Origin of the sequence: Streptomyces sp. NPDC003247, assembly GCF_042888135.1 — a bacterium.
GTDB lineage: Bacteria > Actinomycetota > Actinomycetes > Streptomycetales > Streptomycetaceae > Streptomyces.
Genome location: NZ_JBIAPF010000007.1, coordinates 295547 through 309539 on the forward strand (window position 1 = coordinate 295547; position 13993 = coordinate 309539).

The window sequence follows — 13993 nt, forward strand, 5'->3', positions numbered from 1 at the left end:
CGTGCGAAGGCCGTCCGGCTGTGCGCGGTGGTGCGCGGTGCCCGGGGCGCGGTCGTGCCCGGGGATGCGGTCGAGCCCGGGAGCGCGGGCGCACGGGCGGCCGCCGCGGCGCCGCGCGCAGCCGATGCCGCACAGTCGAACGGACCGGAATCGGGGAACGGGGCGGAATGAACGCGTACGACGGAGGCTCTGACGCTCCGCGGGAAGCGGAGGAGGCGGAGGAGGCGGAGGAGGCGGTGCGGACTCCCGAGACGGACAGGCCCACGGAAGGGCCACCGCCCGAACGCCGCCCGGCTGTTGCCGGCGCCGAGGGTGAGGACCATCCGCCCGCCGCCGGAATACCCCGGGGTCGCCCCGGCGACAGCCCCGCCCCCGCCCCCGCCCCCCTCCCCGCCCCCGAAGCCGGTCCGCGTACCGGTGTGGCCGCCCTCTCCCCCCGCTACCAGATCGCCGCCGCCCTGGCGCTCGCGGTCGTCGCGGTCACCGTCTGTGCGCACCTGGGCATGGTGTTCCTGCACGTCGCGCCGTCCAACACGGTCACCAAGGCACACGGCGACGCGATCGACGACTGGATCTACCCGGAGTTCGAGCAGAACTGGAAGCTGTTCGCGCCGAACCCGCTCCAGCAGAACATCGCCGTGCAGGTCCGCGCCGACGTCCGCACCGCGGACGGTTCCTCGCGCACCACCGGCTGGTTCGACCTCTCCGCGCAGGACGGCCGGGCCATCGACGGCAACCTGGTGCCCAGCCACACCCAGCAGAACGAGCTGCGCCGCGCCTGGGACTTCTACCTGGGCTCGCACGACGCCGACGACCGCGCGGTGGGTTCGCGCAGCGCCCTGTCCGAGGAGTACCTGCGCCGCATCGTCGTCGGTCGCCTGGAGCGTGGCGGCGCGGCCGGGGAGGGCGGCCTGATCGAGCGGGTCCAGGTCCGCTCCCGCACCACCAACGTGCCGACGCCTCCCTGGGTCTCCGACCAGGTCACGTCGCGGCCGGTGTACCGCGTGCTGCCCTGGTGGTCGGTTCCGGCCGCCGAGGGAGGTGCGCGGTGAACCGGTTGTCCCTATCGGTGTCCGCGGCGATGGCCCGTGTGACCGGGGCCGCGCTCGGGCCGTACCAGAGCGCCGTGGTCCGGATCGGCTTCAGCCTGACCTGGCTGCTGTTCCTGTTGCGTGAGTATCCGCACCGCGAGGAGCTCTACGGTCCCGACGGCCCCTGGAGCTGGGAGCTGGCCCGGCGGCTGATCGACGGCAACGGCGCCTTCTCGGCCCTGATGTGGTCGGACGGGCGGGTCTGGTTCGAGCTCGTCTACGCGTGCGCGGTGCTGGCGAGCGCGCTGCTGCTGCTCGGCTGGCGCACCCGCACGGTGTCGGTGCTGTTCATGGCGGGCGTGCTGTCGCTGCAGAACCGCAGTGTCTTCGTGGGCGACGGCGGCGACAACGTGATGCACCTGATGTCCCTCTACCTCGTGTTCACGCGCTGCGCCCAGGTGTGGTCGCTGGACGCGCGGCGGGCGCGGCGCGAGGCCGGGGCACGCGCGCGCGGAGAGCGGGTCACGGACCGGGTGGGGCCCGCCCTGTGGGGTGTGTTCGGGCTGGTGCTGGTCGTGGCGACCGGGACGGGACGCCTGGAGGGCGATCCGGTCGTGCCGGCGATCCTGTGGGCGGTGTGGGCCGCACAGGGCCTGTGGTGGGCCGTGGGGCGTCTGACACGGTCCGCGGAACCCAGGATCCTGCTGGACGTCGTCGCCAACATCCTGCACAACGGCGCCCTGCTGGTGATCATGGCGGAGGCCTGTCTGATCTACGCGACGGCCGGCTGGTACAAGGTCCAGGGCTCCCGCTGGCAGGACGGCACCGCCGTCTACTACCCCCTGCACCTGGACTACTTCTCGCCCTGGCCCGCCCTGGGCGAGCTGCTGTCCTCCAGCGGCACCATGGTCATGCTGGTGACCTACGGGACGGTGGCCGTGCAGGTCGCCTTCCCCTTCACGCTGTTCAACCGGCGCGTGAAGAACGTCCTGCTGGTGGTCATGATGATCGAGCACGCGGCGATCGCCGTGGTCCTCGGGCTGCCGTTCTTCTCGCTCGCGATGATCGCGGCGGACGCGGTCTTCCTGCCGACGCCCTTCCTGCGCCGGCTCGGCGGATGGGCGGCCCGCGCGGGCGTGGCGATCCTGGCCCGTCCGGGGGCCCGGGCCGTCGCGGCGGAGCCGCCGCCGGGCCCGCGGACGCCCCAGGACGCCGAGCCCAGCCGCGTAGGCTTCACGGCATGACCGACCCCCTCGCCCTGTGGCGCCGGACGGCCGACGCCCGCGTGCTCCTCGACGGTTTCCACGCCGTGAAGCACGCCGTGCGGTTCGGGGCCGAGATCCCGGTGGCGGTCGCCGTCGACCGGCGGGCGGCGCTCGCCCTCGCCGACGAGCTCGCCCCCGACGTCCGGCGGACGCTGGACGCGCTGCTGACGGAGGTGCCGGAGGCGACGTACGCCTCGCTGGTGCCGCGTCCGCATCCCACCGCCGTGGCCGCCCTGGCCGTACGGCCCTCCCGGGAGGCGCGTCTGCTCGCGCTGTCCCGGTTGCCGCGCACGGCGCCGGTCGTGGTGCTCGACGAGCCGCGCAACCTGGGGAACGCGGGGGCCGTGATCCGCCTGGCGGCCGGTTTCGGGGCGACCGGCGTGGTCACCACCGGCACGCTCGACCCCTGGCATCCGACCGTGGTGCGCGGCGGTGCGGGGCTGCACTTCGCGACCACCGTGGAGCGGCTGGCCGTCGACGAGCTGCCGCCCGGCCCGGTGTTCGCGCTCGACCCGGAGGGCGAGGACCTCCGCGGCGTGAAGCTCCCGGACGACGCCGTCCTCGCCTTCGGTTCGGAGCGCAGCGGGCTGTCCGCCGCGCTCCGTGCGCGGGCCGACCAGCTGCTCGCCCTGCCGATGCGGCCCCAGGTCTCCAGCTACAACCTCGCCACCAGCGTGGCCATGACGCTGTACCACTGGAGCGCCGGGGGCGGGGGCACGGAACTCCGGGACGGCTTCCCCGGGCCGGACACGATCTAGGACAGGTCCAGGGCGCTTCTGACGGATCTCCGCGGCGCCCTAGGCCTCCCGGCGCACCTCCACCACCCGGAAGCGGTTCGCGACGAAGGCGCCGTCGGTGAGGGCGGCGCTGGCCGCCGGGTTGCCGCCCGAGCCGTGGAAGTCGGAGAAGGCGGCCGTCTGGTTGACGTAGACCCCGCCGGTGAGGTTGAGGGACAGCTGGGCGGCCTCCTCCAGGCAGACCTCCTCGACGGCCCGCTCGACCTCCGCGTCGGAGGTGTACGCGCCGACCGTCATCGCGCCCTTGTCGCGGATGGTGCGCCGCAGCAGCTCGACGCCCTCCGCGGACGAGTCGACGGCGACGGCGAAGGAGACCGGTCCGAAGCACTCGCTCATGTAGGCGGCCTCGTCGTCCGGTTTGGCGCCGTCCAGCTTCACGATCACGGGGGTGCGCACGACCGCGTCGGGGAAGTCCGGGTGGGGCACCTCGCGGGAGGCGAGGGCCACCTCGCCGAGCCCGGCCGCCGCTTCGAGCCGGGCCTTGACGTCGGGGTTGACGATGGCGCCGAGCAGGGCGTTCGCGCGCGCGTCGTCGCCGAGGAGGCCGTCGACCGAGCGGGCCAGGTCGGCGACGACCTCGTCGTAGCCGCGGGGGCCCTCGTCGGTGCGGATGCCGTCGCGGGGGATCAGCAGGTTCTGCGGGGTGGTGCACATCTGGCCGCTGTACAGGGACAGCGAGAAGGCCAGGTTGGAGAGCATGCCCCGGTAGTCGTCGGTGGAGTCGACCAGGATCGTGTTGACGCCGGCCTTCTCCGTGTAGACCTGCGCCTGGCGGGCGTTGTCCTCCAGCCAGTCGCCGAAGGCCGTCGAACCGGTGTAGTCGATGATCTTGATCTCGGGCCGGAGGGCCAGGGTCCTGGCGATGCCCTCGCCCGGCCGTTCGGCGGCGAGCGCGACCAGGTCGGCGGCGAAGCCGGCCTCGGCGAGCACCTCGCGGGCGATCCGCACGGTGAGCGCGAGCGGCAGCACCGCGCGCGGGTGGGGCTTGACCAGGACCGCGTTGCCGGTGGCGAGGGAGGCGAACAGGCCCGGATAGCCGTTCCACGTCGGGAAGGTGTTGCAGCCGATGAGCAGGGCGACACCGCGCGGGACGGGTGTGAACCGCTTGGTCAGCGCGAGCGGGTCGCGCTTGCCCTGCGGCTTGGTCCACTCGGCGGTGTCGGGGGTGCGGGTCTGTTCGGCGTACGCGTACGCCACCGCTTCCAGACCGCGGTCCTGGGCGTGGGGGCCGCCCGCCTGGAACGCCATCATGAAGGCCTGGCCGGAGGTGTGCATGACGGCGTGCGCGAACTCGTGCGTCCGGTCGCTGATGCGCTTGAGGATCTCCAGGCAGGTCACCGCGCGGACCTCGGCCCCCGCGTCGCGCCAGGCCCGCTGGCCGGCCCGCATGGCGGGCAGCAGTACGTCGACGTCCGCGTGCGGGTACGTCACGCCCAGCTCCACGCCGTACGGGGAGACCTCGCCGCCCACCCAGTCGTCGGTGCCGGGCTGGCCCAGGTCGAGGCGGGTGCCCAGCAGGGCGTCGAAGGCCGCCTTGCCCGCGGCCGCGTCCAGGCTGCCGTGCTCGCCGTAGGCCTTGGGGTGTTCGGGGTGCGGGGACCAGTACGCGCGGGTGCGGATCGCTTCCAGGGCCTGGTCGAGGGTGGGCCGGTGCCTGGCGATCAGATCGGGTGCGGTGGGTTCGGCGGCCATGCGGGACCAACTCCTCGTCGTGAGAGCTCCTCGTCGAGCTCATGACCTGGGCGGAAGAAGGGCAGGACATCGGGAGACGCGGTGCGGGGCGCCTCCGTCGTGGTGGAGGCGGGTGACGGTTCGGCCAGTCAGAGTTAGAGTAACCGAACGATCGGTCGGGACAAGGGGGCCTGCCGCATCTGTGGAAAACCCCGTGCGGGAGGATCGCGCACATGACAGCACTCGACCTCAGCAGCCCCGTGGCCGTCGTCGGCACCGGCACCATGGGCCAGGGCATCGCCCAGGTCGCGCTGGTCGCGGGCCACCCCGTACGGCTGTACGACGCCGTGGCCGGCCGCGCCCGGGAAGCGTCCGCCGCGATCGGCGCCCGCCTCGACCGGCTCGTCGAGAAGGACCGGCTCACCGCCGCCGAGCGGGACGCCGCCCGCGCCCGCCTCCTGCCCGTGGACAGCCTCGCCGGCCTCGCCGACTGCGCGCTGGTCGTCGAGGCCGTCCTGGAGCGGCTGGACGTCAAGCAGGAGCTGTTCCGGGCGCTGGAGGACGTCGTCGGCGAGGACTGCCTGCTCGCCACCAACACCTCCTCCCTGTCGGTGACGGCCGTCGGCGGCGCCCTGCGCAACCCGGGCCGCTTCGTGGGCCTGCACTTCTTCAACCCGGCGCCGCTGATGCCGCTGGTGGAGGTCGTCTCCGGCTTCGCCACCGACGTCACCTCGGCCACGCGCGCGTACGAGACCGCCCGCGCGTGGGGCAAGACGCCGGTCGCCTGCGCCGACACCCCCGGCTTCATCGTCAACCGCATCGCCCGGCCCTTCTACGCCGAGGCCTTCGCGGTCTACGAGTCCCAGGGCGCCGACCCCGCCACCATCGACGCCGTCCTGCGCGAGTCGGGCGGTTTCCGGATGGGCGCGTTCGAGCTGACCGATCTGATCGGGCAGGACGTCAACGAGTCCGTCACGCACTCCGTGTGGCAGGCCTTCTTCCAGGACGTGCGCTTCACCCCCTCGCTCGCCCAGCGCCGGCTGGTCGAGTCCGGCCGCCTCGGCCGCAAGACCGGTCAGGGCTGGTTCGACCACCGCGGTGACGCCGGGGCCGGCGAGCGTCCCGAGCCGCACACCGCGGAGCGGCACCGGCCACCCGCCCACGTCGTCGCCGAGGGCGACCTCGGTCCCGCCGCGGAGCTGCTCGCGATGATCCGCGAGGCGGGCATCCCGGTCCACGAGGAGGAAGAGGACCACGGCACCCGCCTGATGCTGCCCGGCGGCGGCCATCTCGCGCTCGCCGACGGCCAGACCTCCGTCGAGTTCCGCGACGTCGTCTACTTCGACCTCGCCCTGGACTACCGCAAGGCCACCCGGATCGCCCTGTCCGCCTCCCAGGACACCTCCCCGCAGGCCCTGTCCGAGGCCATCGGCCTGTTCCAGGCGCTCGGCAAGGACGTCAGCGTCATCGGCGACGTCCCCGGCATGATCGTCGCCCGGACGGTCGCGCGGATCGTCGACCTCGCGCACGACGCCGTCGCCAAGGGCGTGGCCACCGAGGAGGACGTCGACACCGCGATGCGCCTGGGCGTCAACTACCCCCTCGGCCCCTTCGAGTGGAGCCGCAGGCTGGGCAGGACCTGGGCGCACGACCTGCTGGAGGAGCTGCATCTGCGCGAACCCTCCGGCCGCTACGCGCCCTCGCTCGCGCTGTACCGCCACGGACACGCCGCCGACCGGCGGGAGGGGACCTCATGACCACCGCCAAGCGGGACACGTACACCCCGGAGACCCTGCTCTCGGTCGCCGTGCAGGTCTTCAACGAGCGCGGCTACGACGGCACCTCCATGGAGCACCTCTCCCGGGCGGCCGGCATCTCCAAGTCGTCGATCTACCACCACGTCTCCGGCAAGGAGGAGCTGCTGCGGCGCGCGGTGAGCCGGGCGCTGGACGGCCTCTTCGGGATCCTCGACGAGGAGCACGCGCGCGTGGGGCGGGCCGCGGAGCGCCTGGAGTACGTCGTGCGGCGCATGGTCGAGGTGCTCATAGCCGAACTGCCCTACGTGACCCTGTTGCTGCGGGTGCGCGGCAACACCGACACCGAGCGGTGGGCCCTGGAGCGCCGCCGCGACTTCGACCACCGGGTCGCCGCGCTGCTGAAGGCGGCCGCCGCCGACGGGGACGTGCGCGGCGACGTCGAGGTGCGGCTGGCGACCCGGCTGGTCTTCGGCATGATCAACTCGATCGTCGAGTGGTACCGGCCGGACGGGCGGGGCATGGGCGAGCGGGAGGTGGCCGACGCGGTGGCGCGGCTGGTCTTCTCGGGGCTGCGCCGGGAGGGCTGAGGGCCAGGACGCTTCCGGGTCACCCCTGCGGCTCCAGGTCCTCCTCCTCGAACACCAGCAGCGTGCGCGTGCTGAGCACCTGGGGAATGGCCTGGAGCCGGGTGAGCACCAGCTCGCGCAGCGCCCTGTTGTCGGGTGCGTGCACCAGCAGCAGCACGTCGAAGTCGCCGCCCACCAGCGCGATGTGGGAGGCGCCGGGGAGCTGTCTGAGCTGCTCGCGCACCGTGCGCCAGGAATTCTGGACGATCTTCAGCGTGATGTACGCGGACGTGCCGTGGCCCGCGCGCTCGTGGTCGACGCGGGCGCCGAAGCCGCGGATGACGCCGTCGTCGAGCAGCCGGTTGATGCGTGCGTAGGCGTTGGCGCGCGAGACGTGGACCCGTTCGGCGATCGACCGTATCGAGGCGCGGCCGTCCGCCTGGAGCATCCGGAGGATGTCCTGATCGATGGCGTCCAGCGGGCGGGGCGGGGCCTGCGGCGAGCCGCCGTCCGGACTGTCGGCCATTTGTTCAGGTGTCATGTCCCCCCGCCTCTCCGCCGTGGACGACCTGCGTCCATCTCAGGCTGTGGAGAACCGTTTGTCCACAGCCTCGGGGGGCCAGTAGCCAAAATGTGCCGACGACCGAACAATCGGTAGGTGAGGCGGGTCACAGCCGACCCGCCTCCCGTAGCCACCCCCACGAGGAGGTGCCGTCATGACGGTCATGGAGCAGCGGGGCGCGTATCGGTCGACCCCGCCGCCCGCCTGGCAGCCCCGCACCGACCCCGCGCCGCTGCTGCCCGACGCCGAGCCCCACCGCGTGCTCGGCACCGAAGCGGCCGCGCAGGCCGACCCGGAGCTGCTGCGCGGGCTCTACGCCCAGCTGGTGCGCGGCCGCCGGTACAACGCGCAGGCCACCGCCCTCACCAAGCAGGGCCGCCTCGCCGTCTACCCCTCCAGCACCGGCCAGGAGGCCTGCGAGATCGCCGCCGCGCTCGTCCTGCGGGAGCGGGACTGGCTCTTCCCCAGCTACCGCGACACCCTCGCGGCCGTCGCGCGCGGCGTGGACCCCGTCGAGGCCCTGACCCTGCTGCGCGGCGACTGGCACACCGGCTACGACCCCCTGGAGCACCGGGTGGCCCCCCTGTGCACCCCGCTCGCCACCCAGCTCCCGCACGCCGTGGGCCTCGCCCACGCCGCCCGCCTGAAGGGCGACGACGTGGTCGCGCTCGCCATGGTCGGCGACGGCGGCACCAGCGAGGGCGACTTCCACGAGGCGCTGAACTTCGCCGCCGTCTGGCAGGCACCGGTCGTCTTCCTCGTCCAGAACAACGGCTTCGCGATCTCCGTCCCGCTCGCCAAGCAGACCGCCGCCCCCTCCCTGGCCCACAAGGCCGTCGGGTACGGCATGCCGGGCCGGCTCGTCGACGGCAACGACGCGGTCGCCGTGCACCAGGTGCTGTCCGACGCCGTACGGCACGCGCGCGCGGGCGGCGGACCGACGCTGGTGGAGGCCGTCACCTACCGCATCGACGCCCACACCAACGCCGACGACGCGACCCGCTACCGCGGCGACGCCGAGATCGAGACCTGGCGCGAGCACGACCCGATCCTGCTGCTGGAACACGAGCTGACCGCCCGCGGGCTGCTCGACGAGCGGGAGAAGCGGGCCGCGCGGGACGCCGCCGAGGCCCTGGCCGCCGACCTGCGCGCCCGCATGCACCGGGATGCGACGCTCGACCCCATGGACCTGTTCGCCCACGTGTACGCCGAACCCACCCCCCAGCTGCGCGAGCAGCGGGCCCTGCTGCGGGCCGAGCTCGACGCGGAGCGGGAAGGGGGGCACTGATGACCACCGTCGCCGCCGGGACCGCCACCATGGCGCAGGCCCTCACGCGCGCGCTGCGCGACGCGATGGCCGCCGATCCGTCCGTGCACGTCCTGGGCGAGGACGTCGGCACCCTCGGCGGCGTCTTCCGGGTCACCGACGGGCTCGCCGAGGAGTTCGGCGAGGACCGCTGCACGGACACGCCGCTCGCCGAGGCGGGCATCCTCGGCACGGCCGTCGGCATGGCCATGTACGGGCTGCGGCCGGTCGTGGAGATGCAGTTCGACGCCTTCGCCTACCCGGCGTTCGAGCAGCTCATCAGCCATGTCGCCCGCATGCGCAACCGCACCCGGGGCCGCATGCCCGTGCCGATCACCGTCCGCGTCCCCTACGGCGGCGGCATCGGCGGCGTCGAGCACCACAGCGACTCCTCCGAGGCGTACTACATGGCGACTCCGGGGCTCCATGTCGTCACGCCCGCCACGGTCGCCGACGCCTACGGCCTGCTGCGCGCCGCCATCGCCTCCGACGACCCGGTCGTCTTCCTCGAACCCAAGCGCCTGTACTGGTCCAAGGACTCCTGGAACCCGGACGAACCGCCGGCCGTTGAACCCGTGGGCCGCGCGGTGGTGCGGCGCTCGGGCCGGAGCGCCACACTCATCACGTACGGGCCGTCGGTGCCGGTCTGCCTCGAAGCCGCCGAGGCGGCCGGCGCCGAGGGCCATGACCTCGAAGTCGTCGATCTGCGCTCCCTGGTGCCGTTCGACGACGAGACGGTCTGCGCCTCGGTACGGCGGACCGGCCGCGCGGTCGTCGTCCACGAATCGGGCTCCTTCGGAGGCCCGGGCGGGGAGATCGCGGCCCGTGTCACGGAGCGCTGCTTCCACCACCTGGAGGCGCCGGTGCTGCGCGTGGCCGGGTTCGACATCCCCTACCCGCCGCCGATGCTGGAGCGCCACCACCTGCCGGGCGTCGACCGCATCCTGGACGCCGTGGCGCGTCTGCAGTGGGAGGCCGAGAGCTGATGGCACAGGTGCTGGAGTTCAAGCTGCCGGACCTCGGGGAGGGGCTCACCGGGGCGGAGATCGTGCGCTGGATGGTGCAGGTCGGTGACGTCGTCGCCGTCGACCAGCCGGTCGTCGAGGTCGAGACGGCGAAGGCGATGGTCGAGGTGCCGTGCCCCTACGGCGGCGTGGTCACCGCCCGGTTCGGCGAGGAGGGCACCGAACTGCCGGTCGGCGCCCCGCTGCTGACCGTCGCGGTCGGCGGACCGCCCTCCGACGAACCGGCGGACGACTCGGACACCCGGGGCGGCGGCGTCCAGGGCGCGGGCACCCGTGGACCGGACGCACCGGCCCCAGGTGCCCAGGGCTCGGGCAACGTCCTGGTGGGGTACGGCACGTCGGAGGCGCCCGCGCGACGGCGCCGGGTACGGCCGCCGCAGCCGACGCGGGCGGGACAGCCGACGCCGGAGGGCGGGTCGGCCCGGACGGCTCCGTCAGCCCCGCCCGCGCCCTCCGCGGGTCAGGAGCCAGCCGTCGCGTCCTTCTCCGCGCCCCCGGCGGCCCAGGGGCGGGCCGGAGGCCCCGGCGACTCCACGGCGGACGGTCCCGTCCCGGTGATCTCCCCGCTGGTGCGCCGTCTCGCCCGGGAGAACGGCCTGGACCTCGCCCAGTTGAAGGGGTCCGGCCCGGACGGTCTGATCCTGCGGGCGGACGTGGAGGACGCGCTGCGGGTGGCCGCCGCCCGGAGCCGGACCGCACGGCCGCCGGCCGGACAGCAGGCGCCGGCGGCGCTCTCGGCTCCCGCCGCCCCCCAGGTCCCCGCGCCACCGGCCCCCGCCTCCCGGCCCGCTCCCGTACCACCGACGTTCGCCGCCTCTCCGGCGCTCGCGGGAGAGCACCGCATCCCGCTCAGGGGCGTGCTCGGGGCCGCCGCCGACAGGCTCTCCCGCAGCCGCCGCGAGATCCCCGACGCGACCTGTTGGGTGGACGCCGACGCCACGGAACTGATGCGCGCCCGCACGGCGATGAACGCCGTCGGCGGCCCGAAGATCTCCCTCCTGGCGCTGCTGGCCCGCATCTGCACCGCTGCCCTGGCCCGGTTCCCGGAGCTGAACTCCACCGTCGATGCCGAGGCGCGGGAGATCGTCCGGTTCGACCACGTCCACCTCGGGTTCGCCGCCCAGACCGAGCGGGGGCTGGTCGTCCCCGTCGTCCGCGACGCGCACGCCCGGGACGCCGAGGGGCTCAGCGCCGAGTTCGCACGCCTCACGGACGCGGCCCGGTCCGGGACCCTCACTCCGGGCGATCTGACCGGCGGGACCTTCACGCTGAACAACTACGGCGTGTTCGGCGTCGACGGCTCCACGCCGATCGTCAACCACCCCGAGGCGGCCATGCTCGGCGTCGGCCGCATCGCCCCCAAGCCATGGGTGCACGACGGGGAGCTGGCGGTGCGCCAGGTCGTCCAGCTCTCGCTCACCTTCGACCACCGCGTGTGCGACGGGGGTACGGCGGGCGGATTCCTGCGTTACGTGGCGGACTGCGTGGAACAGCCGGCGGTACTGCTGCGCACACTGTGATGACGCGGCCGCCCACGCGTTCCCCGTGATCGGCGGGCCGCGCATACTCGGGGGGTGACCCCGAACGTGTCCCCCGCTCACGACGCCGTCGTGCTCGCCGGTGGCGGCGCCCGCCGCCTCGGCGGTGCCGACAAGCCCGGCGTCCGCGTGGGCGGGCGCGCGCTGCTCGACCGGGTGCTGTCCGCCTGCGCCGACGCGCGGACCACCGTCGTCGTCGCCGACCCCCGGCCCACCGTCCGGCCCGTGCGGTGGGCGCGCGAGGACCCGCCCGGCGCGGGCCCGGTCGCGGCCCTCGGCGCCGGACTGCGCCACACCACCGCCGACCGCGTCCTCGTCCTCTCCGCCGACCTGCCGTTCCTCGCGCCGGACACCGTCCGCGGCCTGCTGGCCGCCCTGGACGACCACCATGCCGAGGGCGCGCTGCTCACCGACGCCGACGGCCGCGACCAGCCGCTCGTCGCCGCCTACCGCACGTCCGCCCTGCGCCGTGAACTGGCGGCGCTCGGCGAGCGGCACAACGGCCTCACCGGCCTTCCGCTGCGCCGGCTCACCGCCGGGCTCGACCTCACCCGCGTCCCCGACCCCGTCGCGTCCTTCGACTGCGACACCTGGGACGACATCGCCACCGCCAGGGCACGTATCAGGGAGCATGGCCACGTGTTGGATGAATGGATCTCCGCAGTCAAGGACGAACTGGGCATCGACCTCGACGTCGACACCGGCGTCCTCCTCGACCTCGCCCGTGACGCCGCCCACGGCGTGGCCCGGCCCGCCGCCCCGCTGACGACCTTCCTGGTCGGCTACGCGGCAGGGCGGGCCCAGGGCGGGCCCGAAGCCGTCGCCGAGGCCGCCCGCAAGGCCGCCGACCTGGCCGTGCGCTGGGCCGACGAACCCGGCGACGGCCGGTCCGACGTGGCTCCCGACGCCACGCCCGACACCCGCCCGGACGCCGGATGACCGCCTTCGGTGTCCGGGGCGGCCAGGACGCCGAGGACCTCGACGTCGAGGAGGCGCTCGCCCTCGTGAACCACGGCAACAGCTCCCCCGGCCCGGCCGGGGACGGCGCCCTCCGCCCGGCCGGGGACGGCAGCCCCGCGTCGGCGGCCGCGCACGGTGAGGACCGGGGCGGACGGCACGGCGACGACCACGCCGGCCGGCCCGGCGCAGGGCACGGCGGGACAGCCGGCCCCCGTGATGCCCAGGGACACCCGGCCGGTCACCGGGCCACCGCCACCCCGTGGGCCGAGGCCCGCACGATCGCCGGTCGGGCCGCCCGCTCCACCGCCGCCCGCCGCACCCCCGTCTCCGTGTCCCTCGTCGACGCGCTCGGCCTGGTCCTGGCCGCCCCCCTGACCGCCCTCACCGACCTGCCCTCCTTCGACACCTCCGCGATGGACGGCTGGGCGGTCGCCGGCCCCGGTCCCTGGGCCGTACGGGACGAGGGTGTCCTGGCCGGGCACGCGCAGCCCGCGCCCCTCGCCGACGGTGAGGCCGCTCGTATCGCCACCGGAGCCCGGATCCCGCCCGACACCACGGCCGTGCTCCGCAGCGAGCACGGCCGTACCGACGAGAAGGGCCGGCTCCACCCCACCCGTGAGAACCGGCACGGCCAGGACATCCGCCCCCGCGGCCAGGAGTGCCGGAGCGGGGACCAGCTGCTGCCGGCCGGCTCGGTGGTGACCCCGGCCGTCCTGGGGCTCGCCGCGGCCGCCGGCTACGACACGCTGGCGGCCGTGCCCCGCCCCCGTGTGGAGGTGCTCGTCCTCGGCGACGAACTGCTCACCGAGGGCCGCCCGCACGACGGCCTCATCAGGGACGCGCTCGGCCCGATGCTTCCCCCATGGCTGCGGGCGCTGGGTGCCGAGGTGGTGGCGTTGCACAGACTGGGCGACGACGCGGAGGCCCTGTACCGGGCCCTGACGACGTCGGCGGCGGACCTGATCATCACCACCGGCGGCACGGCCTCTGGCCCCGTCGACCACGTCCACCCCACGCTGCGTCGTATCGGCGCCGAGCTCCTGGTCGACGGGGTTCAGGTGCGCCCCGGCCATCCGATGCTGCTGGCCCGTCTCCAGGACGGCCGGCACCTCGTGGGCCTGCCCGGCAACCCCCTCGCGGCCGTCTCCGGCCTGGTCACCCTCGCCGAGCCGCTGCTGCGTACGCTCGCCGCCCGTCCGGCCCCCGAGCCGTACACGCTGCCGCTGAAGGAGGCGGTGCACGGGCACCCGCACGACACCCGGCTCGTCCCGGCCGTTCTACGAGGCGACCACGCCGTGCCGCTGCACTACAACGGCCCGGCGATGCTCCGCGGCATCGCGGCGGCCGACGTCCTGGCCGTCGTACCACCGGGTGGGGTGCGCGCAGGTCAGGAGACGGAACTGCTGGACCTGCCGTGGGCTGCGGCCGGGATCGACGCCTGTTTCACGTGAAACACCCGAATGACCCACTCGGCCTGTTTCACGTGAAACACCTCGACAGATCACGACCTGCCCG

The 13993-nt window shown here is 74.3% G+C and carries 12 protein-coding genes; 10 read left to right on the forward strand and 2 right to left on the reverse strand.

Translation table 11 applies throughout. The features are described 5' to 3' along the window. Positions 1–419: 419 nt before the first annotated feature. From ACFYWQ_RS24835 to ACFYWQ_RS24845, 3 genes are read left to right on the forward strand one after another with little or no spacing between them, the layout of a single operon-like run. Positions 420–1052, forward strand: coding sequence for a DUF5819 family protein (locus ACFYWQ_RS24835; RefSeq protein WP_389519052.1), 633 nt, complete (start codon positions 420–422; stop codon positions 1050–1052). Continuing rightward, positions 1049–2275 carry an HTTM domain-containing protein gene (locus tag ACFYWQ_RS24840; protein ID WP_389519053.1) on the forward strand — a complete coding sequence of 409 codons (1227 nt, stop codon included), beginning with the start codon at positions 1049–1051 and terminating at the stop codon, positions 2273–2275. Before ACFYWQ_RS24835 ends, ACFYWQ_RS24840 begins: the two co-directional genes overlap by 4 nt. Further along, a complete protein-coding gene (locus tag ACFYWQ_RS24845) occupies positions 2272–3054 on the forward strand; it encodes a TrmH family RNA methyltransferase (protein ID WP_389519054.1) in 783 nt (260 codons plus the stop codon). Before ACFYWQ_RS24840 ends, ACFYWQ_RS24845 begins: the two co-directional genes overlap by 4 nt. Positions 3055–3093: 39 nt before the next feature. Here ACFYWQ_RS24845 and paaN read toward each other — a convergent pair whose 3' ends face one another. Then, a complete protein-coding gene (gene paaN, locus ACFYWQ_RS24850) occupies positions 3094–4785 on the reverse strand; it encodes a phenylacetic acid degradation protein PaaN (protein ID WP_389519055.1) in 1692 nt (563 codons plus the stop codon). A 212-nt stretch (positions 4786–4997) separates the two neighbouring features. Here paaN and ACFYWQ_RS24855 point away from each other — a divergent pair, with 212 nt between their 5' ends. Next, positions 4998–6521 carry a 3-hydroxyacyl-CoA dehydrogenase gene (locus ACFYWQ_RS24855; RefSeq protein ID WP_389519056.1) on the forward strand — a complete coding sequence of 508 codons (1524 nt, stop codon included), beginning with the start codon at positions 4998–5000 and terminating at the stop codon, positions 6519–6521. Continuing rightward, positions 6518–7108, forward strand: a complete 591-nt coding sequence (locus tag ACFYWQ_RS24860; protein WP_389519057.1) for a TetR/AcrR family transcriptional regulator — start codon at positions 6518–6520, stop codon at positions 7106–7108. Before ACFYWQ_RS24855 ends, ACFYWQ_RS24860 begins: the two co-directional genes overlap by 4 nt. 19 nt (positions 7109–7127) lie before the next feature. Here the strand turns inward: ACFYWQ_RS24860 and ACFYWQ_RS24865 are convergent, their stop codons facing one another. Beyond that, positions 7128–7613: an Lrp/AsnC family transcriptional regulator gene (locus ACFYWQ_RS24865; protein ID WP_389519398.1), complete on the reverse strand. Its 486-nt coding sequence runs from the start codon at positions 7611–7613 to the stop codon at positions 7128–7130. Between the two features lie 190 nt (positions 7614–7803). Between ACFYWQ_RS24865 and pdhA the strand changes: the two genes are divergently transcribed. The 5 genes from pdhA to ACFYWQ_RS24890 are packed head-to-tail and all read left to right on the forward strand — an operon-like array spanning position 7804 to position 13929. Then, entirely contained in the window at positions 7804–8937 is a 1134-nt protein-coding gene (gene pdhA, locus ACFYWQ_RS24870; protein WP_389519058.1) for a pyruvate dehydrogenase (acetyl-transferring) E1 component subunit alpha, read from the forward strand. Further along, positions 8937–9941, forward strand: coding sequence for an alpha-ketoacid dehydrogenase subunit beta (locus ACFYWQ_RS24875; protein WP_389519059.1), 1005 nt, complete (start codon positions 8937–8939; stop codon positions 9939–9941). Before pdhA ends, ACFYWQ_RS24875 begins: the two co-directional genes overlap by 1 nt. Next, positions 9941–11500 carry a dihydrolipoamide acetyltransferase family protein gene (locus ACFYWQ_RS24880; protein WP_389519060.1) on the forward strand — a complete coding sequence of 520 codons (1560 nt, stop codon included), beginning with the start codon at positions 9941–9943 and terminating at the stop codon, positions 11498–11500. The genes ACFYWQ_RS24875 and ACFYWQ_RS24880 overlap by 1 nt, the downstream gene beginning before the upstream one ends. A gap of 54 nt (positions 11501–11554) precedes the next feature. Next, positions 11555–12457 (forward strand): NTP transferase domain-containing protein, encoded by a 903-nt coding sequence (locus tag ACFYWQ_RS24885; RefSeq protein ID WP_389519061.1) that lies wholly within the window; start codon positions 11555–11557, stop codon positions 12455–12457. Further along, positions 12454–13929: a molybdopterin molybdotransferase MoeA gene (locus tag ACFYWQ_RS24890; RefSeq protein WP_389519062.1), complete on the forward strand. Its 1476-nt coding sequence runs from the start codon at positions 12454–12456 to the stop codon at positions 13927–13929. The genes ACFYWQ_RS24885 and ACFYWQ_RS24890 overlap by 4 nt, the downstream gene beginning before the upstream one ends. Positions 13930–13993: the final 64 nt, after the last annotated feature.

Coding starts and splice junctions, on each gene's coding strand:
- ACFYWQ_RS24845 (WP_389519054.1), top strand. CDS start 2,272: ATGACCGACCCCCTCGCCCTGTGGCGCCGGACGGCCGACGCCCGCGTG.
- paaN (WP_389519055.1), bottom strand. CDS start 4,785: ATGGCCGCCGAACCCACCGCACCCGATCTGATCGCCAGGCACCGGCCC.
- ACFYWQ_RS24855 (WP_389519056.1), top strand. CDS start 4,998: ATGACAGCACTCGACCTCAGCAGCCCCGTGGCCGTCGTCGGCACCGGC.
- ACFYWQ_RS24860 (WP_389519057.1), top strand. CDS start 6,518: ATGACCACCGCCAAGCGGGACACGTACACCCCGGAGACCCTGCTCTCG.
- ACFYWQ_RS24865 (WP_389519398.1), bottom strand. CDS start 7,613: ATGGCCGACAGTCCGGACGGCGGCTCGCCGCAGGCCCCGCCCCGCCCG.
- pdhA (WP_389519058.1), top strand. CDS start 7,804: ATGACGGTCATGGAGCAGCGGGGCGCGTATCGGTCGACCCCGCCGCCC.
- ACFYWQ_RS24875 (WP_389519059.1), top strand. CDS start 8,937: ATGACCACCGTCGCCGCCGGGACCGCCACCATGGCGCAGGCCCTCACG.
- ACFYWQ_RS24880 (WP_389519060.1), top strand. CDS start 9,941: ATGGCACAGGTGCTGGAGTTCAAGCTGCCGGACCTCGGGGAGGGGCTC.
- ACFYWQ_RS24890 (WP_389519062.1), top strand. CDS start 12,454: ATGACCGCCTTCGGTGTCCGGGGCGGCCAGGACGCCGAGGACCTCGAC.